This is a genomic window from Thalassoglobus neptunius (assembly GCF_007859735.1).
GTDB classification, from domain to species: Bacteria; Planctomycetota; Planctomycetia; order Planctomycetales; family Planctomycetaceae; genus Thalassoglobus; species Thalassoglobus neptunius.
The window spans coordinates 391,745-415,225 of the sequence record NZ_SIHI01000001.1 but is presented as its reverse complement, the minus strand read 5'-3'; the positions used below and the strand labels follow the sequence as shown (position 1 = coordinate 415,225).

Below are 23,481 nucleotides of genomic sequence, written 5' to 3'. Positions count from 1 at the left end.
TCAAAACTGGCCGAGCGAAGAGAGGAGGGAGTGAACGAAAATTGATTGTTACTAATCATTGGATTCGAAGATGAACGACGCCTTCTCATTCTGCGTGACAGCAGACTGATCGGCAACACTCCAACCCACACGTCCTTTTCGTTCTGAAAATCTCAGAGACAGACAGATCACACAAACCTTGCTAAACTTCATCACCAAAATCAATCAAGCTGCCGGTGAAAGCATGCAGCCTGAACGTCGAACTTCAAGGATGGCACTCAGTAATGATTCGGAAGATCACCGGGAAACTTTGCGACCTGCACGATCAGGAAGCAGCAATCGAAATCGGGGCGTTTGAGTATCAGGTGCTCATTCCTGAATTCGTCCGCCGACATCTGCAAACGAAGCTGGATCAGGAAGTGACCTTGATGACTATCCAGTATCTGGACGGCAATCCTCAGAAAGGTCGCCTCACTCCCCGGCTGGTCGGGTTTCTTCATCGAGCGGAGCGAGAATTCTTTGAGTTGATCTGTCAGGTCGACGGAGTCGGAGTTCGCAAAGCCCTCCAGGCCATGGTTCGCCCAGTTCAGGAAGTGGCCACTTCCATTGAAGAACAGGACATCAAACAGCTCAGCACTCTTCCCGGAATCGGACCTGCTGTCGCGGAACGGATCGTCGCCAAACTCCGGCGAAAAATGGCCAAGTTCGCACTGCTCGTCGATCAAACTGAGAATGGAGATCCGAGAGAAGATCAGGATGTCCTCAGCGAGGGCTTTCAAGCACTTCTCGCTCTTGGGCACTCGCAACAGGACGCTCGAGAGAAAATCGAACGAGCATCGGAAAGCTCCAAGAAGAAATTCAAATCGGTCGAGGACCTGCTCCAACAGATTTACTCCCAACAACGACCGGAAGACGATTGACGCGAATCGGAAGCGAAGGTCGCAATCTGAGTGCGACCGCTTTCGAATACGATCATCTTCGAAGAGAGAAGCTGCTCTCACACCGAGTGCACATCCGCCGAGAGTGTATGAATCGTCAGTCGAGTGCATCCGCGAACGTGTCGGGAGTTTCGAATTCCTTCTCCAGTTTGGAGAGTTCGTCCTGAATCCGACGGACGGTTCGATGACAAGCTTGCCGGACTGCTTCGGGGGTCAACTCAAGATCTTTTGAAACAGCAACGGCCGATTCTCCGTTGACCACAACACGCCAGAAAGACTGCCAAACGTGCAATTCGCAGTTGCCTCGAATTCTCTTGGCAGCTGAATGCGCCCTTCCGACGACCGCATTCTGGATCGAACTCTCCGGAACTTCGTCTTCGACAATCGACTTCGGATCCCAACAGTTCTCAAGAATCCTGCTATCGACTTTGAGCGGCTCATTCTTTGTCTGATTAAAGAAATCGCGAATCTTGTTTCGCGTGATCCCGAACAGCCACCCGGTAAACGAACCGTGTTTCTCCGGCGAGTGTTTATATCGATCGATTGATTCGACCGCAGCTTGAAAGACTTCCTGCGAGATGTCGGCCACATCAGCAGATTGCAGCCCTGTTCTGTGAATCCATTTGTGAACCAGCGGTCCGAAGAGAGTTGTCATTCGAATCCAGGCGTCATTCTTTCGCGCCTGAATTCCGGCAATCAACCCAACAGTAGTTAGTCTCTGAACCAATTGACGTTTTCCATTCACTGGTCAGTATGTCGTTTTAGAAATTCTAGTCGAGAGCAAAAACTTGATGCAACCTGTTTATAAAAAACGTTTTAAGGTCAGTTTCGGCGGAAAGATTTCGTTTGAAACTGCAAAAATTTGGTGATCTCACCCCGTTTCGCGTAACGCCTTACATAAGAGATTAGTGAGGTCCTTGCTCCAGCACTTCGCATCACAATTGTGAAATGATTCCACCGTAGACATTCGTACTTTGAAACTGGGGCGGGTCGTCCGGGGGCTGAAGGTTGACTACGCGACACTGGCGTGACGCAACAAAAATGGTCAATCGGTCATCCAACGAGAGTACGCACCGAGCTTGTTGACAATTCAGTCACCTGTCTCACCTGCAAGGGCAAAGGGTGAGATCGAAATCGATGCGTGTTCTCGTTGATCTCCCAGCCCCCGGATCGCTTTCTCTCCCATTTCGCCATCGCTTCCGATTGCCATCGACTCTCGATCCCGGGCAATCGGCTCGCTTCTCTCAACTGGGCAGCTTTGCCCTGTTGCATAACCGATCGCGTTTGGAGTGCCCACTTTGGACTGTCCCGCTGATGATGTCGTCGACCTGTTCTGTGCATTGGTCCACGTTCACAAAACTCGCTATGCTTTCGATTCAAAATGAATACCGGAACTGGATAAGTTTCGCTCTCGTGAGACAACAATCGAAAAGAGATCCATTGTCCCCGGGACGTGCGCTCTGACCCCGATGTTCCGTGTCGAAAAGCCGTATGATGCTGAGGAGTAAGATTCAATGAGTTCATGGCCAATCGGAGTGTTTACATCTGTCGACGCCGGTCTTGGTGTTCGGCTGGATGTTGTCCAGGAACTGAACATCCCCACTGTTCAGATTCATGCGCCGCACCAAGCAACGCGAACAGAAGAAACCGCCAAAAACTTTCTGGCCGAAACCAGCGCAGCTGGAATACAAATCACTTGCGTGTTCGGCGGATTCGATGGAGAGAGCTACGCCAGCATTGCGGAAAGCGCTCGCACCGTCGGACTCGTTCCTCAGGCAACGCGACAGGCGCGGCTTCAGGAAATGAAAGAGATTTCCGATTTCGCGAAGCAGCTGAATGTGGACACCGTCGCCCTGCACATCGGATTCGTCCCGGAAGATCGTAACGGAGACGACTACAAGGACCTGCTCACAGTCACGAGAGAACTTCTCGACCACGTGAAATCCAACGGTCAAAGCCTGAACCTCGAAACCGGTCAGGAAACCGCCGACCATTTGCTTGAGTTCATCAAAGACGTCGAACGCGACAACTTGTTTATCAACTTCGATCCCGCCAACATGATTCTCTACGGCACTGGCGATCCCATTGAAGCATTGAAGAAAGTCGGCCATCTCGTCCGAAGCGTCCACTGCAAAGACGGCAAATGGGCTCCCGAAAGTGAACGAGGAACTGGCTGGGGCCAGGAAGTCGCACTCGGTCAGGGAGACGTCGGGATGGAAACATACCTTCGCACTTTGAAGGAAATCGGCTACACCGGTCCACTCACCATCGAACGTGAAATTCCTGAAGACCGCGAACAACAAAAAGCAGACGTCGGCGCCGCTGTCCGTCTGCTCGAAGAGATTCGCTCGAAGGTTCTGTAGACCGAACTCTGGCCTCGCTTCGAGAATTCGTCTCAACACTTCGTTTGGTCGTTTTTGTCGTTGATCGGATCGTTGTGTTCAACAACGATCCGATTTCATAACTTGCAAAATCGATTCTCGATTGAGGTCAACATCCGAAATCACCAACGATCCACTCAACGCTCTAAAGGCTTGCACGGGTAATGAAACGGCTTCACATCGCGCTCTGCTTCACGCTGCTCAGCATTTTCCTCACACAAAATGCGTTCGCGCAGCCCAACATCATTCTCATTCTTCTGGACGATGCTGGGTATGGTGACTTCAGTTGCTACGACCCGGGTTTCCTCAAAACTCCCGCGATCGATCAGTTCCGCAAGGAAGGCATGAAGTTCACGCAGTTTTACGCAGGCAGCACGGTTTGTGCTCCTTCACGCTGCGTTCTGCTGACGGGCAAACACTCCGGTCACGCCCGTGTCCGTGGCAACAGCGAGGGAGCACTTCTCCCTGAGGATCTGACGATTGCCGAAGTCTTGCAGCAGGCCGGTTATCGAACAGCTTGTATCGGCAAATGGGGCGTCGGTGCCGGAATTCCCCTCGACGATCCAAACCGGAACGGGTTCGATCACTTCTTCGGTTATGTGAGTATGTGGCACGCCCACAATTTCTATCCCGAGTTCCTCGTCCGTGACGGCGAAGAAATCCCTCTCCGAAATGTCGTGATGGAAAAATACCGGGGGCAAGATGGCCGCGGCGTCGCTGTGACCCGAATTGATTACGCGCCCGAGATTCTTAGCCAGGCAGTCGTCGACTATATCAGCGCCAGTGATGACCAGCCGTTTTTCCTCTACTACGCATTGAACGTCCCGCACACCAATAATGAAGGGGGACGAGACAATCCTTCACCGGAAAAAGGAATGGAAGTCCCGGACTTCGGAAGCTACGCCGACCAAAGCTGGCCCGGTCCGGAAAAAGGATTTGCAGCCATGATGCAGAACATCGATCGATCCGTGCAAAGCGTGCTCGATCAACTCAAGAAGTCCGAAATTGATGACAACACTCTCGTTCTGATCAGCAGCGACAATGGGCCTCATCAGGAGGGAGGTCACATCATGGAGTTCTTCGATTCTAACAGCCATCTCACGGGCAAAAAGCGTGATCTCTACGAAGGTGGAATCCGAGTCCCCCTTCTCGTTCGCTGGCCCAATAAAATTCGCCCTGACACAACAACCGATCACCTTTCTGCGTTTCAGGATATTCTTCCCACAGTTGCTGAAATCGCAGAAGTCCCCGTTCCCAATTACGTCGACGGAATTTCATTCCTTCCAACTCTTCTCGGCGAGTCAGACAAGCAGGACGAACACGATTTCCTGTACTGGGAATTCACCGAACATCAGGGAAAACGTGCCCTGCGAAAAGGCCCGTGGAAACTCGTGCAACGAAAAGTCAGCACAGCCAACCCGACGTCTCCGGAACTGTACAATCTGGACACGGACGTGTCTGAACAAAACAATCTGGCCAAAGATCATCCCGATCTCGTCAAAGAACTGACTGCGATCATGGATCAGTCTCACACACCGAGTTCCAATTACCCGCTGTTTCCTGATGAAGCATCGAACTAAACTCTTGTGAGATTTGACCTCACACAATGAAATCAATGTGAACTGGATGGAGCGAACTCACGCAACGTGAGTGCTGAGATTCTTCGCATACTGATCTCAGCAGTCTCGCACGAACGACATGCTGAATGGATTTTGAAGGCTGAATGTTCAATGCACGTTACAATCACCGCAGTCGGACCTGATCATCGTGGACTGGCCGACCCAATCGTTCATTATGCGACTCAAGCGGGTGCCAATCTCCACGAAATCCAGATGTACGATCGCGACACCGAACAGTTGTTCGCGATGCTCATTCGAATGGAGTGGCCGCACGACCAGGAACCAATCTCTGTTCTGCGCGTACGAATGGCGCAAATCGGAGAAATGAAAGGCCTGAAAATTCGCGTCTGGTCCCGCGACGAACACGACCGTCCGCCGCGTATCGCACTCTGCACCACGTTTCGCCCGGAACCTTCGCTCGCCATTCTCAGAAACATTCGCGACAAGCAACTTGCCGCCACAGTTCCGGTCATGATCGGAAACCGAAACGCCTGTCGCGGAATTGCCGAACAATTCGGAGTCGACTTCCACAACGTCGGTGACGAAAAAGGAAACCCCGACAACGACCGTATGGTCGATCTCTTCGACGAATACGATGTCGACTACATCGTGCTGGCTCGATACATGCGACTGATCCCGCCACGGGCCTGCTGGGAGTACGCAGGTGGACGGATCATTAATCTCCACCATGGCTTGTTGCCTTCATTCCCGGGATTTCGACCATATCAGGACGCATTCAGCCACCACATGTTGACGTACGGAGCAACGACTCACTTCATCGTTCCGGAACTCGACGCCGGCAATCAAATTATTCAGCAAACGGCATTCACCGTCCCTCCGGCAACTCCACTCAAGGAAGTAATCGCCCGGGGAGAATCCGACAACGAGCCAATGTGCCTGGCTGAAGGTGTGCGGCGAGTGGTCGATCGTGAAGTGGAATTGCACTTCCATCGTGTCGTCAGCGTCAAGTAGTCCAACTGCTAAGAAACGCACACCGGCTTTCGTCCCTGATCCGCAACGCTTCCCGACCTCCTGAGCCTTGACGCTCGTTGTTCAGATGCCACACTGAGAAGCATCGATGAACGTGGATGAGATCGGGATTAGAGCATCTTCAGATTTGGATTGCACTCTCTCGCACGAGCAAACACAGCCGTTTACTTGACGAAACAGCACGAGCTAGTGCACAGGAAAGAGCAACTTGCTCTCGTGGCGGATAGGGAAAACAGATGAAATTGTTAAGAGTGCTTCCTGATTGCTTTCTGTTGATCTTCATGTCGACTCTTTGTGCTGGCGACATCTCGGCAGCTGACCATCCGAATGTCGTCATTCTGCTCGCCGACGATCTCGGTTTCCAGGACATTGGATGCTATGACGGTCCGGTGTCGACTCCCTCGATCGACAGCATCGCAAAACGCGGCACACGATTTACGAATTTCTATTCAGGCTGCGCGGTCTGTTCTCCTTCGCGCGCAACCCTAACGACCGGACGACACCATATCCGCGCCGGTGTCTACAGCTGGATCGAAGATCGACGCCAGTGGTCACACCTGCGAGAACGGGAAGTGACTCTCGCCGAACAACTGAAACAGGCTGGATTCGAAACGTGTCATGTCGGCAAGTGGCACATGGGACTCTCAACGGAAGAACGAACCAAACCGACTCCGGCCGATCACGGTTTCGACTACTGGTTCGCAACCCACAACAACGCCTCTCCAAGTCACCACAATCCCAACAATTTCATCCGCAACGGATCCCCCGTTGGACCACTTCAGGGATATTCATGCCAGCTTGTTGTCGATGAAGCAATCGACTGGTTGACGAACAAAAGAACGACCGACCAACCCTTCTTCCTGAATTTCTGGTTTCACGAACCACATGCCCCCATCGCTGCCCCGGAAGAGATCGTTCAGGAATACGGAGCCCCCAAAAACAAAGCGGCGGTCTATTCCGGAACAATTGACAACACCGATCGAGCCATCGGTCGCCTGCTGAAGTGCTTCGATGAACTCGGCGTCAATAAGCAGACGCTCATCATTTACGCCTCAGACAACGGAAGCTATCGCGATGACCGGACTGGCGGTCTGCGCGGCCGCAAAGGAATGAACTGGGAAGGCGGAATTCGCGTCCCCGGCATCTTCGCCTGGCCGGGAGTCATTGAAGCCGATCAAGCCCTCGATGTTCCAGCCGGTCTTGTCGATGTCTTTCCGACCGTCTGCGGTCTCCTTGAACTCACACCTCCGAAGAATGTCCACCTCGACGGCTCCGATCTGACGCCGCTACTCACCGGACACCGTGAGAGTTTTCATCGACATCAACCGCTCTTCTGGCATCTCCAGAAATCCCGTCCCATCGTCGCCATGAGAGACGGAGACTATTCACTGGTCGCCGATCCGGACTACGAACTTTCGACCAACAACATGTTCGACGAGAACTGGATTCCGACCATCAAGTCCGGTGGCTACACCAACTTCCAACTCTTCAATCTCAGCAGTGATCCTTCGCAGACAACAAACATTGCGGACCAACATCCGGAACTCGTTGAAGAACTCAAAGGCAAACTTCTTCAAATCAACGAGAGCATCATGCAGGACGGAATGGACTGGCATGAGTTTCGACCATAGAACAGCTTCGGAAATGGTCTTCTCAAAATTGCACACGCACATCTAATTCGTCAGCCTCATCAACACAGGATCGCAACATGCCGACCAAGGAATCTCGCCGACGTTTTCTGCAGAAGCTGATCGCAACATCGGGAGCACTCGCCTGTTTCCCGAGCAACGGATTCGCCGACGAATCCCAGCGTCCCAACCCCGACGAATGGCCGATCGCAATCTTTGAAAAAGTCTTCGAAGGTCTCAACTACAACGAGCTTGCGAAGGCAGTTTCCGAAACCGGAGCTGATGGTATTGAAGCCACGATCCGCCCCAGCGGACATATCGAGCCGGAAGTCGCTGCCGACGAAGTTCCGAAGATGTCCGAAGCCCTCAAGAAACGCGGTTGCCGCATTGTCATCGCAGCCACCGCCGTCCGCAGTGTCGATGAACCGCATTCGGAATCACTGCTGAAGGTCCTGAAAGAAGCCGGGGTCACTCATTACCGCATGGGGCACTATCGTCTGGATCTCGATAAGCCGATGCTTCCTCAACTCCGCAACTACACCGCACAGGCTCGCGATCTGGCTGCGATGAATCAGGAAATTGGAATTCAGGGGCTCTACCAGAATCACTCTGGAGCGAGCCGCAAACGCGGTCATCTCGGAGCGTTGGGCTGGGATGCAGCCATGATGCTCGAAGGAATTTCCCCGGAAGCACTGGGAATCGCGATGGATACCCGACACTTGAGAAAAGACACCGGATCGTCGTGGTGGGTGGCACTCGCAGCATGTAAGGACCACATCCGTTCGATCTATGTGAAAGACGGAATTTGGAAAGGGCCGCGAGGCGATCAATACGAAGACGTCCCTCTCGATATGGGGTTCGTCAACGAAGAGGTCTTCTCAACGATTCGAAGCGGACTCCCGCCGATGCCGCTCTGCATCCACATGGAATGGATGGGGTATCGAATCTTTTCGAAACCGGAAATTCCATCAGCTGTCAAAGCTCACCAGAGAGACATCCGAACGTTGCGAAAATGGATGGATTTCCCCGAAGCATAGACCATCGCATAGCCCCTCTTCAGGGTTGCTCCGGACTGAATCGCACTCGCTCCTTTGATTGAAAGCAGCGAGTGCTCGTCCGTTCGCTCTAAGATTTGGCAGGAATCACATCCATTCCGACCCACTTTCGGAGCGCTTCTGGAATACGAATGCTTCCGTCGGCCTGCTGATGATTCTCGATCAGGGCGATCATCGCACGAGTGACCGCGATCGCTGTCCCGTTGAGAGTATGAACGAATTTCGTCCCCTTCTCTTCGTTATTCCGACACCGGATTCCGAGTCGTCGAGCCTGAAAGTCGGTGCAGTTCGACGCAGAAGTCACTTCCCCGTATTCGCCGCTTTCCCCGCGACCAGGCATCCAGGCTTCGAGGTCGAATTTTCGATAAGCCGGCCCACCGAGGTCTCCAGTCGGTGTGTCGATGACTTGATACGGAATTTCGAGGGCCTGGAAGATTTCTTCCTCGATGCCGACGATCAATTGATGGAACTCATTGGATGCTTCGAGATCCGGCGTTGTGAAGCCGAACATTTCGACTTTGGTGAATTGATGCACCCGATAGATCCCCTTCGACGCTTTGCCGTGACCGCCCGCTTCTGTCCGGAAACAGTGTGACAGCCCCGCCACTCGCATCGGCAGGCTCGATTCATCCAGAATCTGATCCTTGAGCATCCCCCCGAGAGGAATCTCCGCTGTCGCAATCAGCGAGAGATCCGAATTTTCGATGCTGTAAATCTGGGTTTCTGGACCACGCGGCTGATAACCCGTTCCCTCGAGAACTTCCTGACGTGCCAGATCCGGAGTCGTATACAAATCGAATCCCGCCGCGCGGACTTTCTCAATCGCAAATTGAACCATTGCGAGTTCGAGAAGGACAGCTTCGTTCTTCAAGAAGTAAAACCCGGACCCAGCGACCTTCGCTCCACTTTCGAAATCGACCATGTCGAGATCCGACATCAGTTCGACGTGGTCTTTCGGTTCGAAGTCGAATTCGGGAACCTTGCCCCATGTGCGAAGGACAACGGCATCCTCTTCTCCTCCGATCGGCGCATCGGGATGCGTCAGGTTTGGAAGACGAGAGAGTTCGGCGTTGAGGTCTGTTTCGATCTCTTTCAACGTCGATTCATTATCAGCAACCTGAGACTTCAGCTGCTTTCCGAACTCGATCAAAGAGGGCCGTTCTTCTGATGTCGCTTTCGGGATCTTCGCAGCAGTTTCTTTCTGCTGACGACGCAGGTCGTCCCCCGCAACAATCAGTTCACTTCGCTTTTTACGCAGTTCAATCAGTCGGGGGATGTCACACGTGACACCGCGAGACTGGCAATTTTTTTCGATCAGGTCTGCATTGTCGCAGATGAATTGAAGGTCAAGCATAGGATCAAGAGTTTCGTTTTTACGCTGAAGAAAGGCCAGAATTCGTCAGAGTTCACAGTGAGCAGTCAATCGTGCGACGCACAGCTTGATAGAGTGGGACAAGTTGGACATTGCGTGTCAGGTTGAAAATTGCATATCAGGTGGAAGTCGATGACAGGTCACCCAACATTTTCCAAAGCCAGGCGCTCGACAACGTTCCGCGATGAAAAGCATTGACACTAAATTTCTCGTTGGGGCTATGAAGATTGTCGGTATTTTGTCCCCACCCAAGCAGAAGAGTATCGACTCCCAGCACATCCTGAAATGTTCCGACCACGGGAATTGAGCCGCCTTCGCGAATCATCATGGGGGCCGCTCCAAATCCTCGTTCGACAGCGGCCGTTGCAGCCTTCATGTAGGGACTGTTCAAATCACACAGAACGGCAGGACATCCGTGCCAGTGTTTAAACTCAAACCGCAACCCCGGAGGAGTTCTCTCCCGAAGGAAGGCTTCCAGCTTCTCGATAATCGCTTCTTCCTGTTGGTTCGGAACCAGACGACACGAAATCTTGGCCGATGCGAATGCTGGGATAATCGTTTTGGGCCCCTCTCCGGAATATCCGCCCTGAATTCCGTTGACGTCGCAAGTTGGCCGCGCCCAGCGGCGTTCGAGCGTGGAAAAACCAGCTTCTCCATGAGTCCTGGATACCCCAAGCGAATCGAGATATTCGGATTCCTTGAACGGAAGCTTCGCGAATTCTGCGCGTTCCTGTTCGGTCAATGGGAGAACATCATCATAGAATCCCGGGATCTGCACTCGCCCATCGTCGTCGATCAGTTCACCAATCATTTTCGCCAGAGCATTGACCGGATTCGCGATGGAGCCGCCGAAGACTCCGCTGTGCAGATCCTGATTCGGACCATAGACCCGAACTTCGCAAGCGGTAATCCCGCGCAGGCCGTATGTAATCGCAGGAATTCCGGGGGCATATTGGGCTGTGTCGCTGACCACGGCGACATCGCAGGCACATTTCTCGCGGTTGGATGCCAGAAACTTTTCCAGGTGATCGCTGCCAACTTCTTCTTCGCCCTCGATGACGAATTTCACATTGACGGGAAGCTCACCGACGGAATCGAGCCAGGCCTGGACCGATTTGACATGCGTGTACATCTGCCCCTTATCGTCCGTCGCTCCGCGAGCGAAAACTTCGCCGTCGCGAATCGTCGGCTCAAACGGCGGAGTGATCCATTCGTCGAGCGGGTCAGGCGGCTGGACATCGTAATGTCCGTAGATCATTACCGTCGGTGCATCCGGTTTTTGAGTCCACTCTCCGTAGACGATTGGATGTCCGTCCGTTTCCACGATTTCCGCATCGCACCCGCTCCCCGCGAGTTGATTCCGGAGAAACTCGGCCGCTTCCTGCATGGAAGAGACGTATTTGGAGTCGGCACTGATGCTCGGGATGCGAAGCAGATCCATCAGTTCGTTGAGATTGCGATCCGAATTTTTCTGGAGATACTGTTCAACCTTTTCGACCATGGAAAGCTCCCTCAAACTGACGGCGAAGTTTGCAATTGCAAAGACATGTATTGGCCCCGCATCATAGAGGATGAGGGATCGCTGGTCAGGAGTTCACAGAGAAAGTTCCTTCTTGCGTGCTCAGACCTCGAACACTTCCGAAGGATCTGCCGATCACCGACGGCCTTCTCGCTGCTGAGGCTGCCAGAATTTATTGATCACGTGACATTCATTGATCACGAGACATTCATTGATCACATCACCAAAGCGAACTCTGAATGATCTCGAGAAACCTTTCGACCGATCTTAATGTTCGCGCAGTTCCGAGAACCCTCGGCGTCGCAGATTACTGTAAGCCTCTAAAGCTCTCTCAATGATCGGGATCGCAACGTCTGCATCCTGAAATTCATCGACTTCGACCGTCTTGCCTTCCAGCATTTTGTAGTCCTGGAAGAACCGTCTCACCATTGCCAGTCGGTGGCTGGGAAGCTCGTTAAAATGCTCCACATGGCTGTACTCAGGATCGTTCGAAGCGACGGCGAGAACTTTGTGGTCTTTTTTCCCCGCGTCGACCATCGTCATCAGCCCGATCGCCCGCGCTTTGACCAAAGTCAGCGGCGCGACTGGTTCCTGACACATGACGAGAACGTCAAGCGGATCACCATCCTCCGCGTACGTTTGCGGAACAAATCCATAGTTCGCGGGATAGTAGACTGCCGAATAAAGCATTCGGTCGACTTTCAGCAACCCGGTGTCTTTGTCGAGCTCGTACTTGATATTGGACCCTTTCGGAATCTCAATGACCGAAGTGAACTCTCTGGGGAGATTCTCTCCCGGAACGACATCGTGCCACGCGTGTGTCATTGCTTCCAAACTTTCAAAGACAGCATGTCAATTTCGTAGGAAACCGCTGAAATAAGGGATCGAACAGAAAAAAAGCACGCCTTGCAGCGTGCTGAAGTCTCAATTTCTCCGGTAAAATCGACCAGACCGAGACTATCCGTTCATCATCTGATTCATTCGGGCGCGATTTTTTGCTCGACGCTTTTCACGACGAGATGCTTCGCTTGGCTTTTCGTAGAACTCTCGCTTACGGAGTTCTTTCTTGATTCCACTGTGCTCAACTAACTTCCGAAACCGACGAACGGCATCTTGAACAGATTCATTATCTCGCAAACGCAACCGAACCACTATTCCTCCAAAATTCTGACCAGGAGCTAGAACGTCCTGCCTTTGATATTACGACACAAATTGACCCAAGATGGGAAGTATAACCAGTTTCAGCACTCACGCAAGATGCTTCATCGCTGAAACTTCCGTAAACTTTCCGTGTTGAAAGCGGGAATCCCCGACCACGCGATTCGAGAAATCGTCACGAAAACGCTATCTTTTCAGACAGGCGGCCGCCACTTCGACACGACGTCCGGTCGTTCTCTGTAACCTGCAACCTCAATTCAACTTACAAGAATCCAACGATGACCGAGTATCGCACTGAACACGATTCAATGGGCGAAGTTCGCGTCCCCGCTGATGCTTACTTCGGCGCACAGACCCAGCGAGCTGTCGAAAACTTTCCCGTTTCCGGATGGACATTGCATCCGAATCTGATTCATGCCATCGGAACGGTGAAACTGGCGTGTGCTGTTGCGAATCGAGATCTCGGCAAACTGACCGGAACCGGGAAAAACCCGCTCGATGACTCACAGGTGGAATCACTGATCGCCGCTTGCCTGGAAGTCGCCGATGGAAAACACGACACAGAATTTCCGATCGATGTTTTTCAGACCGGGTCAGGCACATCGAGCAACATGAATGCGAACGAGGTCATTTCCAACCGGGCCATCGAAATTCAGGGAGGGAATCGCCTCGAGTCCGCGAAACCGATTCACCCGAATGATCACGTGAACATGGGGCAAAGCACGAACGATACGTTCCCGACCGCAATTCATGTCGCTGTCGGCCAGAGTCTCAAGAATCAGCTCATTCCCGCACTCAAAAGGTTCGCTGCCTCCCTTGAGGAAAAAGCTCAGGAATGGGATCAGATCATCAAGATCGGCCGGACTCATCTCGCCGATGCGACACCGCTTCGCCTCGGACAGGAATTCTCCGGATTCGCCCGACAACTCGTTCTTTCCATCGATCGCGCCGAACGTGCCCTCGAATCGGTCCTCGAATTGCCCGTCGGAGGCACAGCAGTCGGTTCCGGAATTAACACTCATCCCGAGTTCGGCGCACGTGTCGCTGCGGTTGTTGCAGAGCAGACGAAAATTCCATTCACGGAAGCAGCCAACCATTTCGAAGCCAACGCTCAGCGTGACGGGCTGGTTGAATGTCACGGCGAGTTGAAAGCCATCGCAACGACGCTCTTCAACGTCGCCAACAACATTCGGTGGCTTGGTTCCGGACCACGCTGCGGATTCTACGAGATCCAGATTCCAGACCTTCAACCGGGAAGCTCCATCATGCCCGGAAAGGTCAATCCTGTGATGTGCGAAAGCCTCATGCAGGTTTGTGCTCGGGTGATTGGCAACGACGGCTGCCTGACGCTCAGCGGAGCAGCGGGCGGAAATTTCCAACTCAACATCATGATGCCGGTCATGGGACAAACAACACTGGAGTCGATCTCGATTCTCGCAAGCGGAGCCGATGCATTCGTGAACCTTTGCCTGAAAGACCTCAAGCCGAACGAAGAGGCCTGCGAGGCTGCCGTCGAGAAGAGCTTGTCGATGGTGACGAGCCTGAATCCTCACATCGGATACGAACGAGCCGCTCAACTGGCCAAAGAAGCCTTCAAGACCGGCAAGACGATTCGTGAACTCTGCACCGAACAGAACATCCTTCCTGAGGACGTGCTCAAAGAGGCCCTCGACCCGATGAGCATGACCGAGCCGCACGCATAAAGCGTTGTGACGGGATGCACTCTTCGCACTCGCACGAGCAAGAGTTGCATTGATCAGTTCAAACGATCGCAACACGAGTAATGAAAAAGGCCGCAAGATTGCGGGCTTTTTCTATTTATCACAGTGAACTCATCACGGATCTTCAGCAGTCTTGCTGCAACCTCGAGACGTCATCGATACTCAGATTCAGCGCTCAGAGGCTATCCGGAAACTGAGGTTTTGTGAAAGTCTGGTTTTGTTCACACTTTGCGGTTCATCAACGCAAAGGAGTGCACGGTGTCCGAGGCGATTCGAAAAGCGTACCCAAGTGACCTGACTGACCTTCAGTGGGAGATGATCGAAATGATTCTTCCGAAGCCCCGCCGCAGCAAGAAAGGCGGGCGACCACAAACTGTGGACGTGCGGGAAGTGATCAACACGATCCTCTATCAATGCCGATCGGGATGCCAGTGGGATATGCTTCCGCATGACCTGTTGCCCAAGAGCACGGTGTACGATTATTTCAAACGCTGGCGTGACGATGGAACACTGCAAAGAATCAATGACATCCTCGTCGGCACAGTTCGATCGATGGAAGCTCTCAGCGAAGAGTGCGACCCCAGTGCTGCGAGCATCGACAGTCAAAGCGTGAAAAGCAGTGAGCGCTCAAACAGCCGTGGGTATGACGGTGGTAAGAAAATCACCGGGCGAAAACGAAATATTGCGGTCGACACTTTGGGCTTGTTGTTGGCCGTGACGGTGACCGTGGCGTCGATAGATGATGCCCAAGCCGCACGGCCAGTGATGCAGCAACTCACGCAAGCTCGTCAGCCCCGGCTGGAAGTCGTGTGGGCGGATTCGAAGTACCACAATCATGCCTTGAACGATTGGCTCAGCAGGCACCATGACATCCCCTGGACATTGGAAATTGTACGCCGACCGGCCGGCGTCCGAGGTTTCGTTTTACTGCCGAAACGCTGGGTTGCTGAGAGAACGTTCAGTTGGCTAGGTCGCTGGCGACGCTTGAGTCGTGACTATGAACATCACACCAAATCGAGCGAAGCCATGATCTATGTGGCTTCCATTGGTCGCATGCTCCGCCGCTTAGCTCCTTCACCCAACCAAGCTCCGTTCAAATACCGACTTACAGCATGAAGAGGATTCCGGATAGGCTCTCAGTGAAGAGCGGCAGACGCTAGAGCATTTTTGATTTATTTTTCACTCACTCGCACGAGCAAACTTAGCCTTTGATTTGATGAAACAGTGCAAGCGAGTGCACAGGAAAGAGCAACTTGCTCTAGCGTTTCCGGTTCTTGTTCTTCTTGGAATACTTTCGTCCGCTCGCGTTACGCTGGGCATTCCCTTGAGCTTCGTCGGCAGCGATTCGCAACTTCTCAAAGAATCCCGGTTCTCGATCCGGCTTGTCGACAATTTCTGGTTTCACGGGACCGCTCAACTCTTCGGTGTCGACGTCGGGTCCTTTCTGATTCTTCAAAAGGAGCCGTTCACAAATTCCCCACAAGCTGGATGAGATGAAGTACAGGCAAAGGCCAGCCGGGACGCGATAGAACGCAAAGCCGATCGCAATCATCATGAAATTCATCATCTTGTATGTCATCGCCTGCTCCTCAGAAGTTGGAGGTGGCGTGAACATTTTCTGCTGAACAATGAACAGGATCACGGTCAGAATCGGCAGCAGGTTGAATTCTGTATAGCCAAGCCATGGAACGGTGAAGCCCAGTTGGAACAGGGCATCCGGAGCGGCCAGATTATCGATCCACAGGAAGCGTGCGAGACGCAGATCGACTGCCTGATAGAGAGACGTATAGAGTCCCCAGAAGATCGGAAGCTGAAGAAGCGCTGGAAGACACCCGAACAGAGGATGGTAGTCGTGCTTCTTCTGAAACGCCCGGTAGGCTTTCGCAAATTCTTCGGGTTTGTCTTTGTGTTTGTCCTGAAGCTCTTTGAGTTTGGGAGCCAGGACTTTCATTTTCTCTGATTCGATGGCCTGCTTCTTGGAAATCGGGAACATCAGTCCACGAACCATCACTGTCAGCAGGATGATCGCAAACGCATACGGAAGTCCAACCCAGTTGTGAAAGAATCCCAGCACTCCCAACATGAGTTTGGCAATCGGTGAGAACCAGCCAAGTCGAACAACTTCTTCAGCACCGAGCGGCTTCAACAGCTGTGTCCGCTTCGGCCCGAAAAAGACGTCGAACGTATGTTTGACTTCGCCGCCCGCCGGAACTGTCTGTTTCCGCGAATTCATCATGAACGAGAAATCGCTTCGCTCGGGCTTTTCAGCTTCCACCAGCAATTGAGGTTCAACGGAATCAAACCATTGGACGGCGGTCCCTTCGTCTCCTCGCTCCGGAAACACCAAAGCTGCGAAGAATTGAACATCGAGCCCAGCATAGTGGATTGGTAATCGCCACGCTGTGACCGGTTTTCCACCTTCTCTGGCCCGGTCAAACTGTTTGACGATTTCCTGAGCTTGAAGATGAATCGATGTAAAATCCGTAGGATCATTCGGATCATCGATCGTGGCGATATCGATTTCCCGAAACGATCGCGTGTTGTCAACATTTTCGAGCGGAACTCCCACTGGTCCCTGTAACGAGTAGGCAGTTTCCAGAGACTTGTCCTTGAGGTTCCGCAGGACGACGTCCATGTTCAGCATGTAGCCGGTGGGGGACTCGTCGCGCAACTCCAACTCAGCTTTTGAAATCCGATACGTCTTCACGACTTCGAAAGAGCCATCAGGCGCTGGATAGCGGAGAGTGACAGACTCGGGAGTCTGTTCCACGACTTCCCATTCCACCTCATTCAGTGATGTCTTGTATTCCGCCAGTTGGCTGTCAATTTGGGCCACTGACATCTCGAACGAATTCGGAACTCTCTCGTCGAGCCCGCCTGAGATCGGATTGCCGATGACTTTCAGCTGTTCTTTGCGGTTGAGCGATGTGTATCGCGGGTCTGTCAGAATCACCCAATCGACGGCCCCGCCTCGCGAATTAACCTGAGCCTGAATCAGATAGCCCGCATCAAAGCCTTCTTCCCCCAGTGTCACCAGTTTGTTGGGAAACTCTGTGAGGCTCGGTTTCGACTCATCGTCTTCAGGGGATGGATCTTCGTCGACAGATTCGGGCTCTTCGTCGGATTCTGCTGGATCCGAGTTCGCGAGCGGCGCGTTGTCGTCAGCTTCGGGATCGACCTGCTCTTCGACCTGTTTTTGAGGCGGAGGGAACATTCCCGGAAACAACTGAGGCGCGACCTTCGACCAGACAAGGAAGAAGATCATCGTCAGTATGACGAAGAACATGTAGCGACGCTGGTCCATGAGACGCAATGACGGTCCGGATGACCGTTCCTTTCGAAGTCAACAACTGCCTGTTCTGCAAGCCAGAATTCACACTGCAGATTTCACTTGTTCTGTCCTGAACCCGCAAGTCCGGCACAAAACAGGTTTCGAGGGGGGATCCCCAAACCTGCAAATCGAGTGATTTCGAAAACACTCACTGAGTCTAAAACGGTTTCAGGACAACCTGTGGAATCATCTGAAGCGGGATCGGGCGAGCAAGAATGCCTGGCAAGACATTCGCTGGAATTGCCCCACTCTTAGACCATTTTCATGGTTTCTCTGCACTCGCCTGAACTCGTTCCTCTAAATGAATGCGGTGTTTTCTCGTGCAAATCGCTGCAAACCAGAGATAAAGATTCTCTTGATCACATTTGAATTTTCTGCATTCCTCCGGAGTTTCGTGCGAGCCTGTCGTTTCCTCTGGCAGACCTTCCAGGAAGAAAGGCAAGAACCAAGGCAACAACAAGGCCCGACGCTCCGCAAGTGCTGACATTATGAGAAACTTGCCGCCAATGACCAGCAGAGGACCGGGCAATTCTCAGGAATCGCACTCTGCAGATGAAAGTGACAGAAATTTTCGAGTCAGACCAAAGAACTCAGACGAAGCGAATTATCGCCCATCTCGAAGTCGGTCACCGAGGAAATTGTCAAGATCGGGAATTGGGTAGATCTTGGCAATTGTCTTCTCGAAGTCATATCCGGTGCGACAGAAGTGGACCGTTCGATCTTCGATAACGACGTAACTCGCTTTCGGATTGCCGTCGCGAGGCTGACCGACCGAACCGACATTCACCAGAACTTTGTTCGTTTCAAGCTGGAACTGATGCCCAATCTCGTCCGGTGAATAGAAGTTGTAGTCTTCGGTAAAGACGCCCGGGATGTGAGTGTGCCCCTGAAAACAGAAGTTGTCGACAAGCCCGAAGATTCTCTCCATCTTCCGCTGATTGTAAACATCTTCCGGAAAGACGTACTCATTCAACGGATTTCGCGCGGATCCGTGAACGAAGAGAAACGGTTCTTCCCGCTTCATTCGCGGAAGTTCTCCGAGAAACTCCCAGCGATTCTCGTTTCCGTTTGGATCACCCTGCTCGAGCATTGTGCGGGTCCAGAAGATGGCCCGTTCCGCTCCTGCATTGAAACCATCGGGATCGAATAAAGCAGCCTGATCATGGTTCCCCAGAATGGTCACCTGACAGTTTTCCATCACCAGATCGATACATTCACGTGGGTTTGGCCCGTACCCAATGATGTCGCCCAGGCAGTAGATCTCTGTAATGCCTTTCGACTTGATCTCGCTCAAAACCGCTTCAAGAGCTTCGAGGTTGCCATGAATGTCGCTGATTATGGCTCGCAACCGGATATCTCACTTCGTCATTTGAGTCAAAAAAACACGTTAAGAAAGGCAAAGAGAAGTTTAAGTGAGGGAACGATCGACGGTCAACCTCCGTGCGCTCCCCTTGCGGAGAGACAACTCACTTATCGCAAGTCCACGGGATCCATGTCAATCACCATGTCGACCTCGGCCGCTAATTTCATAGTCGGCACAAACTCTCTCCAAACTTCTTCGATCTGTTGTTGTTCGGGACTTGTCAGCTGAAAATGATAACGAAAATACTTCCTGAGACGGAGAATCGGCGCCGGAGCCGGCCCTAAAACACGAATCGGGCGATTGCCGGCCTGAATTCGCTCTCGCAGCAATTGACAGATGCGTTGCGACTCTGCCTGCACAATCCTCTCATCCAGTGCACGCAGAATGACTCGGGCCATCGATTGAAACGGCGGCGCTTGCATGACCTTTCGCTGCTTGAGTTCGTACTTCGCGAACCCATCAAAGTCATGGTGAGCCGCAAACTGAATAATCGGCTCATCCGGATTGAGTGTCTGAACAAGAACGCGGCCCTGCTTGTCTCCCCGTCCGGTTCGTCCCGCGACCTGAGAAATGAGATGAAAGGTTCGTTCGCCAGCACGGAGATCGGGTTGATACAACAGAGTGTCCGCGTCGATCACCCCGACAAGCGTGACATTCGGAAAGTCGAGCCCCTTGGCGATCATCTGTGTGCCGAGCAACAGATCGATCTCGTGTTCGCGAAACCGCTCCAGAACTTCATCATGGCTTCCCGGCTTGCGCATCGAGTCGCTGTCCATCCGGGCGATTCGCGCAGCGGGAAATTTGTTGATGACTTCAGCTTCCAATCGCTGTGTGCCTGTCCCGATCAATCTCAGTCCGGGCTGATGGCAGGTCGGGCAGCGTTCGGGCGACTCCATTTCGAAGTCGCAACTGTGGCAGACCAAACGGCTGCGATCTTTGTGCCATGTCAAACTGACATCGCAATCGGGACACGTCACCCCCTTGCACTTGCCGCACCACAAAACAGGAGAATATCCACGCAAGTTGAGAAACAGAATCCCCTGCCCCCCAGCCTTGAGCGCAACCTGAATGGCATTGGTCATCGCTCGACCGAGAGAGTGCCGCCGCTGAATAAAGGGATCGTTGCGAATATCGACGATACTCACCGGAGGGAGCGGACGTTGTTCGACCCGTTCTTTGAGGACAATTCGCCGATCTTCTCCGTCCATGGTCCGCTTGAGCGTTTCGAGTGTCGGAGTGGCTGTCCCCAGAATTAAAGGAATGTTGTCTCGTCGTGCTCGTTCACGGGCCACTTCCCGAGCGTGATATCTCGGGACGGATTGCTGCTTGAACGTCGTTTCGTGTTCCTCATCGATCACAATGAGTCCAAGATGCGGAACCGGAGCGAAGACCGCGCTTCGTGCCCCGACCACCACCTGGACATCTCCGCTGGCAATCTGCTGCCAGTGCCAATGTCTGTCAGAGTCGCTCAAATGGCTATGCAGGACAGCGACGGAATCAAATCTCGCACGAAACCTGCGGATCGTTTGAGGAGTCAAACTGATTTCCGGAACCAACACGATTGCTTGTCGGCCGTAGCTGATGACTTCTCGAATCGCTTGAATGTAAACCTCGGTCTTGCCGCTGCCGGTGACCCCGTGGAGAAGAAGAGTTTCGTGACGGGACTCACGCAGCACTTTCAGAATCTCCTGAAGGGCTGCCGATTGTTCCGAATTGAGTTTCAGATCCTCCTGACGTGTGGCAATTTCCCCTCCGATCGAGTGAGTGGAAACCCGTCGTCGTTCGGGAATGATGAAATTTTTCTTTTTGAGAGAGTCAATCGGCGACACCCCGCACCCGGCAGCTGCGGTCAACTCATCGACTCTCATCGGGTCATCCGATTGCAGCAGCAGATTCAGAACAGCATGTTGCTTGGACGGCAACTTCAAGGTGTCGATGTCGGGAAGCGAATCAGCAGCCCGATAGAAAACAATCTCACGAGTCCCCGCCTGACGCTTCACCCCGGCGGGAATCACTGACTCGAGAACTTGCCCCCAACCGCTGAGATATCGGCCCGCAATCCATTCGGTCAAATCGAGCATGGACTGAGACAACAACGGTTCCCGATCGCAGATCTCTGCAAGCGACTTCAGTCTCTTCCCGGGCGTCCCCCCCACATGAGTTCGCACGCAAAATCCCAGCGTCGATGAATTTCCTCTTCCGAAGGGAACCCGCACTCGCTGGCCGGGCTGAATCAGTTCGCGAAACTCATCGGGAACGATATATCGATAGACCGTATCCAGCGGACGGTTGAAAACAACTTCTGCGATCAGTTGATCGTTGGCTGCTTCAATCTCCCACGGGGACAAGTCCGGCTGATCGTCAAACAAACCTGGTTGTCGAGCTTCGGACACGGCGCGCCAATACGACCAAATAGAGAAAATAGCGACTTTAGAAGAAAACGCAGCGATCACTTCGCGGGAAAACTTTTGGCAATTCTTTCCACTTCAGCAAAGAGCGTCAACCGCAGCCCATACTGATCTTGTTCCAGATTTTCGCATGACTTAGCGTCCAGAAGAAGTTCACATCAAAGCGCCTGTTCCTTACATCAAATCGGCCAGGATGCCGAAAACATGCTCCGGCACGACGCCATTTTCAAACTTGTCCTGCTCCTTCTGTTGTCGGTTGGCTGCCAATCGACATCAGGAACACAGAACCGGTCTGTCTTGTCGTTCCTGAACCGCAACTCGACTCCTCAGCCTCCTGAACGACAGGTGCAGACCTTCGAACAGGCGATGGCAAATCTCGAGGAGACGACACCTGCCGAAGCTCCGGAAGAACCCTCGCCCGATCTTGCGTCCGTTTCTCCAGACACCCCAAAGCCCGTCGTTCAACTCGCTTCTCATATCGAGATTGAGCCGGTTCAAGCGGGTGAGCATCCTCCAGAAGCCGCTCCGGTTTCTTCTCAACGTTTTGTTCATGACGCCGAAACACAGGCGTTAATCAATACTGCCCTTCGAAATTTGAGCGAAGCAGAACGCGCTGAGTGGCTTGAATACTTTGCGACTGTTGATTCCCGGATGATTCCATTTGTCCTGAGTGCCAAAAAGCAGAATCATATTGCCGGGGATGATCAACCTCGTGACCAACTCCCCGAACAGAATTCGAGTCCGGGATCGGAGATCACGGAATCTCAACCTTCGCTGTTGGCAATCCTCGATGAGGAAATGCCCGAACCGCTTCCGAAATCAGAAGACAGCGGTTCCGGACCGGATGGGGAAGAGATCGTTCAAGCTGGACATCTCATGAACCGCTCTTCGGAGACCTCTCCGCAGCTCGCAGCCGTTAATGGCGGGTCCTCTCCTCTTCATACGCAAGAGGCATCCAAAATCCCTCCTCTTCTCCAGGCACCTGAGTCGGAAGAGCCGGAAAGCTCAAATGCTGTTCCCGAAGCCATCCGAGAGTTGCCCGGTCGACTCCGCTCACTCACCGACTGGGACAACCCAATCCGCCTGCGTGGGAAAGATGAAAGCGGCAATCCCAAATCGGTCGAACCGAACACCAAACAGTCTTTGGGTCTTCCCAAGATTCTCGGAGGTTCCTTCCTCCACCGGGATGAGAGTGAACCGACTCCCTCGAACGTTGTGGTTGTCACTCCGACGGAAGAGCTGTCTCGACCGCCGCATGCGATGTCGAGCGATGAGAAAATGCACATCGCCCCGGGAGCCAAGCTGTGGGAAGATGAGCTTCAACGTTTGATCTCGTTAATGAGCGCCGAGTCCATCGTCACCAGCGGAACCTCGTCGCTGTCGCCGAACGAGTTGCGTCATCATGTCGCACTGCGATTGTTGATGCTGATCAACGGCCAACCCGAACTCGCTCAAGAGCCCATTCCCGGACTGTCCGCCTCCGAACAGGAATTCTGGACGGCTCTCTTCTGGGGTTTGTCGTCTTACATCGATCAGGAAAACCCCGACGTCGCTGAACGCACGTCTCAGGCCATCAGTCAGCTTCGGCTGGCAACCAGTCATCTCGAAGTGACCGCGCGTCTGCGGCTAAAGAATGTTCTCTTCTGTCAGCGAATCGACGGATTCGGGAATTACGAAACCTACCTGAGTGATCGATTTCGGGCGGGGCAACGAGTTTTGATTTATGCAGAGATCAAAAACTTTACGAGCAAGATGACTTCCGACGGAGAGTATTCAACGCGAATTCGGTCACTCCTCGAGATCTATGACTCGACGACCGGAAACCGGGTTGATGCGAATGACTTCCCGTCCACGGAGGATCTGTCGCGAACGCAGCGTTCGGACTACTATCACTCGTATCGAATTGACTTCCCGGAGCATCTCTCACCTGGCAATTACTCGTTGAAGATCACCATCGTTGACGAATCGACAGGCAAGCAGGCAATTTCAGACATTCCTTTCGAAATCATGGACTGAGCC

General features: G+C 52.9%; 18 protein-coding genes. 9 read left to right on the top strand and 9 right to left on the bottom strand.

Annotated features, from left to right (window positions below; genetic code table 11):
• Positions 1 to 263: 263 nt before the first annotated feature.
• Positions 264 to 899 carry a Holliday junction branch migration protein RuvA gene (gene ruvA, locus KOR42_RS01595; protein WP_146506870.1) on the top strand — a complete coding sequence of 212 codons (636 nt, stop codon included), beginning with the start codon at positions 264 to 266 and terminating at the stop codon, positions 897 to 899.
• Between the two features lie 115 nt (positions 900 to 1,014).
• Here ruvA and KOR42_RS01590 read toward each other — a convergent pair whose 3' ends face one another.
• Both KOR42_RS01590 and KOR42_RS01585 read right to left on the bottom strand, forming a co-directional pair.
• The gene (locus KOR42_RS01590; RefSeq protein ID WP_197440772.1) at positions 1,015 to 1,644 is read right to left on the bottom strand and encodes an RNA polymerase sigma factor; all 630 of its coding nucleotides are present in this window, start codon (positions 1,642 to 1,644) and stop codon (positions 1,015 to 1,017) included.
• Between the two features lie 363 nt (positions 1,645 to 2,007).
• The gene (locus KOR42_RS01585; RefSeq protein ID WP_146506868.1) at positions 2,008 to 2,214 is read right to left on the bottom strand and encodes a hypothetical protein; all 207 of its coding nucleotides are present in this window, start codon (positions 2,212 to 2,214) and stop codon (positions 2,008 to 2,010) included.
• 217 nt (positions 2,215 to 2,431) lie between these two features.
• Here KOR42_RS01585 and KOR42_RS01580 point away from each other — a divergent pair, with 217 nt between their 5' ends.
• From KOR42_RS01580 to KOR42_RS01560, 5 genes are all read left to right on the top strand, one after another.
• A complete protein-coding gene (locus tag KOR42_RS01580) occupies positions 2,432 to 3,280 on the top strand; it encodes a sugar phosphate isomerase/epimerase family protein (protein ID WP_146506867.1) in 849 nt (282 codons plus the stop codon).
• A gap of 182 nt (positions 3,281 to 3,462) precedes the next feature.
• Positions 3,463 to 4,878, top strand: a complete 1,416-nt coding sequence (locus KOR42_RS01575) for an arylsulfatase (protein WP_146506866.1) — start codon at positions 3,463 to 3,465, stop codon at positions 4,876 to 4,878.
• 150 nt (positions 4,879 to 5,028) lie between these two features.
• A complete protein-coding gene (locus tag KOR42_RS01570; protein ID WP_146506865.1) occupies positions 5,029 to 5,889 on the top strand; it encodes a formyltetrahydrofolate deformylase in 861 nt (286 codons plus the stop codon).
• Between the two features lie 254 nt (positions 5,890 to 6,143).
• A complete protein-coding gene (locus KOR42_RS01565; protein ID WP_231740584.1) occupies positions 6,144 to 7,538 on the top strand; it encodes a sulfatase-like hydrolase/transferase in 1,395 nt (464 codons plus the stop codon).
• 77 nt (positions 7,539 to 7,615) lie between these two features.
• Positions 7,616 to 8,572, top strand: coding sequence for a sugar phosphate isomerase/epimerase family protein (locus KOR42_RS01560; RefSeq protein WP_146506864.1), 957 nt, complete (start codon positions 7,616 to 7,618; stop codon positions 8,570 to 8,572).
• An 88-nt stretch (positions 8,573 to 8,660) separates the two neighbouring features.
• Here the strand turns inward: KOR42_RS01560 and serS are convergent, their stop codons facing one another.
• The 4 genes from serS to rpsU form a co-directional block, all read right to left on the bottom strand.
• Positions 8,661 to 9,944: a serine--tRNA ligase gene (serS, locus tag KOR42_RS01555; RefSeq protein ID WP_146506863.1), complete on the bottom strand. Its 1,284-nt coding sequence runs from the start codon at positions 9,942 to 9,944 to the stop codon at positions 8,661 to 8,663.
• Positions 9,945 to 10,080: 136 nt separating this feature from the next.
• Complete coding sequence (locus KOR42_RS01550; protein ID WP_146506862.1) at positions 10,081 to 11,463, bottom strand: dipeptidase; 1,383 nt, start codon at positions 11,461 to 11,463, stop codon at positions 10,081 to 10,083.
• Between the two features lie 285 nt (positions 11,464 to 11,748).
• Positions 11,749 to 12,306: an inorganic diphosphatase gene (locus KOR42_RS01545; RefSeq protein WP_146506861.1), complete on the bottom strand. Its 558-nt coding sequence runs from the start codon at positions 12,304 to 12,306 to the stop codon at positions 11,749 to 11,751.
• A 132-nt stretch (positions 12,307 to 12,438) separates the two neighbouring features.
• Entirely contained in the window at positions 12,439 to 12,633 is a 195-nt protein-coding gene (gene rpsU / locus KOR42_RS01540) for a 30S ribosomal protein S21 (protein WP_146506860.1), read from the bottom strand.
• Between the two features lie 284 nt (positions 12,634 to 12,917).
• Between rpsU and KOR42_RS01535 the strand changes: the two genes are divergently transcribed.
• Together KOR42_RS01535 and KOR42_RS01530 are read left to right on the top strand one after the other, a co-directional pair.
• Positions 12,918 to 14,342: a class II fumarate hydratase gene (locus KOR42_RS01535; protein ID WP_146506859.1), complete on the top strand. Its 1,425-nt coding sequence runs from the start codon at positions 12,918 to 12,920 to the stop codon at positions 14,340 to 14,342.
• Positions 14,343 to 14,618: 276 nt separating this feature from the next.
• On the top strand, positions 14,619 to 15,476 hold the full coding sequence (locus KOR42_RS01530; RefSeq protein ID WP_146506858.1) for an IS5 family transposase: 858 nt from the start codon (positions 14,619 to 14,621) through the stop codon (positions 15,474 to 15,476).
• 142 nt (positions 15,477 to 15,618) lie between these two features.
• On the opposite strand, the gene yidC is transcribed toward KOR42_RS01530, so the two are convergent.
• From yidC to priA, 3 genes are all read right to left on the bottom strand, one after another.
• Positions 15,619 to 17,664, bottom strand: coding sequence for a membrane protein insertase YidC (gene yidC / locus KOR42_RS01525; RefSeq protein ID WP_146506857.1), 2,046 nt, complete (start codon positions 17,662 to 17,664; stop codon positions 15,619 to 15,621).
• 631 nt (positions 17,665 to 18,295) lie between these two features.
• Positions 18,296 to 19,039 carry a metallophosphoesterase family protein gene (locus KOR42_RS01520; RefSeq protein ID WP_146506856.1) on the bottom strand — a complete coding sequence of 248 codons (744 nt, stop codon included), beginning with the start codon at positions 19,037 to 19,039 and terminating at the stop codon, positions 18,296 to 18,298.
• A 122-nt stretch (positions 19,040 to 19,161) separates the two neighbouring features.
• The gene (priA, locus tag KOR42_RS01515) at positions 19,162 to 21,447 is read right to left on the bottom strand and encodes a replication restart helicase PriA (RefSeq protein ID WP_146506855.1); all 2,286 of its coding nucleotides are present in this window, start codon (positions 21,445 to 21,447) and stop codon (positions 19,162 to 19,164) included.
• Positions 21,448 to 21,666: 219 nt separating this feature from the next.
• Here priA and KOR42_RS01510 point away from each other — a divergent pair, with 219 nt between their 5' ends.
• Positions 21,667 to 23,478, top strand: coding sequence for a hypothetical protein (locus KOR42_RS01510; protein ID WP_146506854.1), 1,812 nt, complete (start codon positions 21,667 to 21,669; stop codon positions 23,476 to 23,478).
• Positions 23,479 to 23,481: the final 3 nt, after the last annotated feature.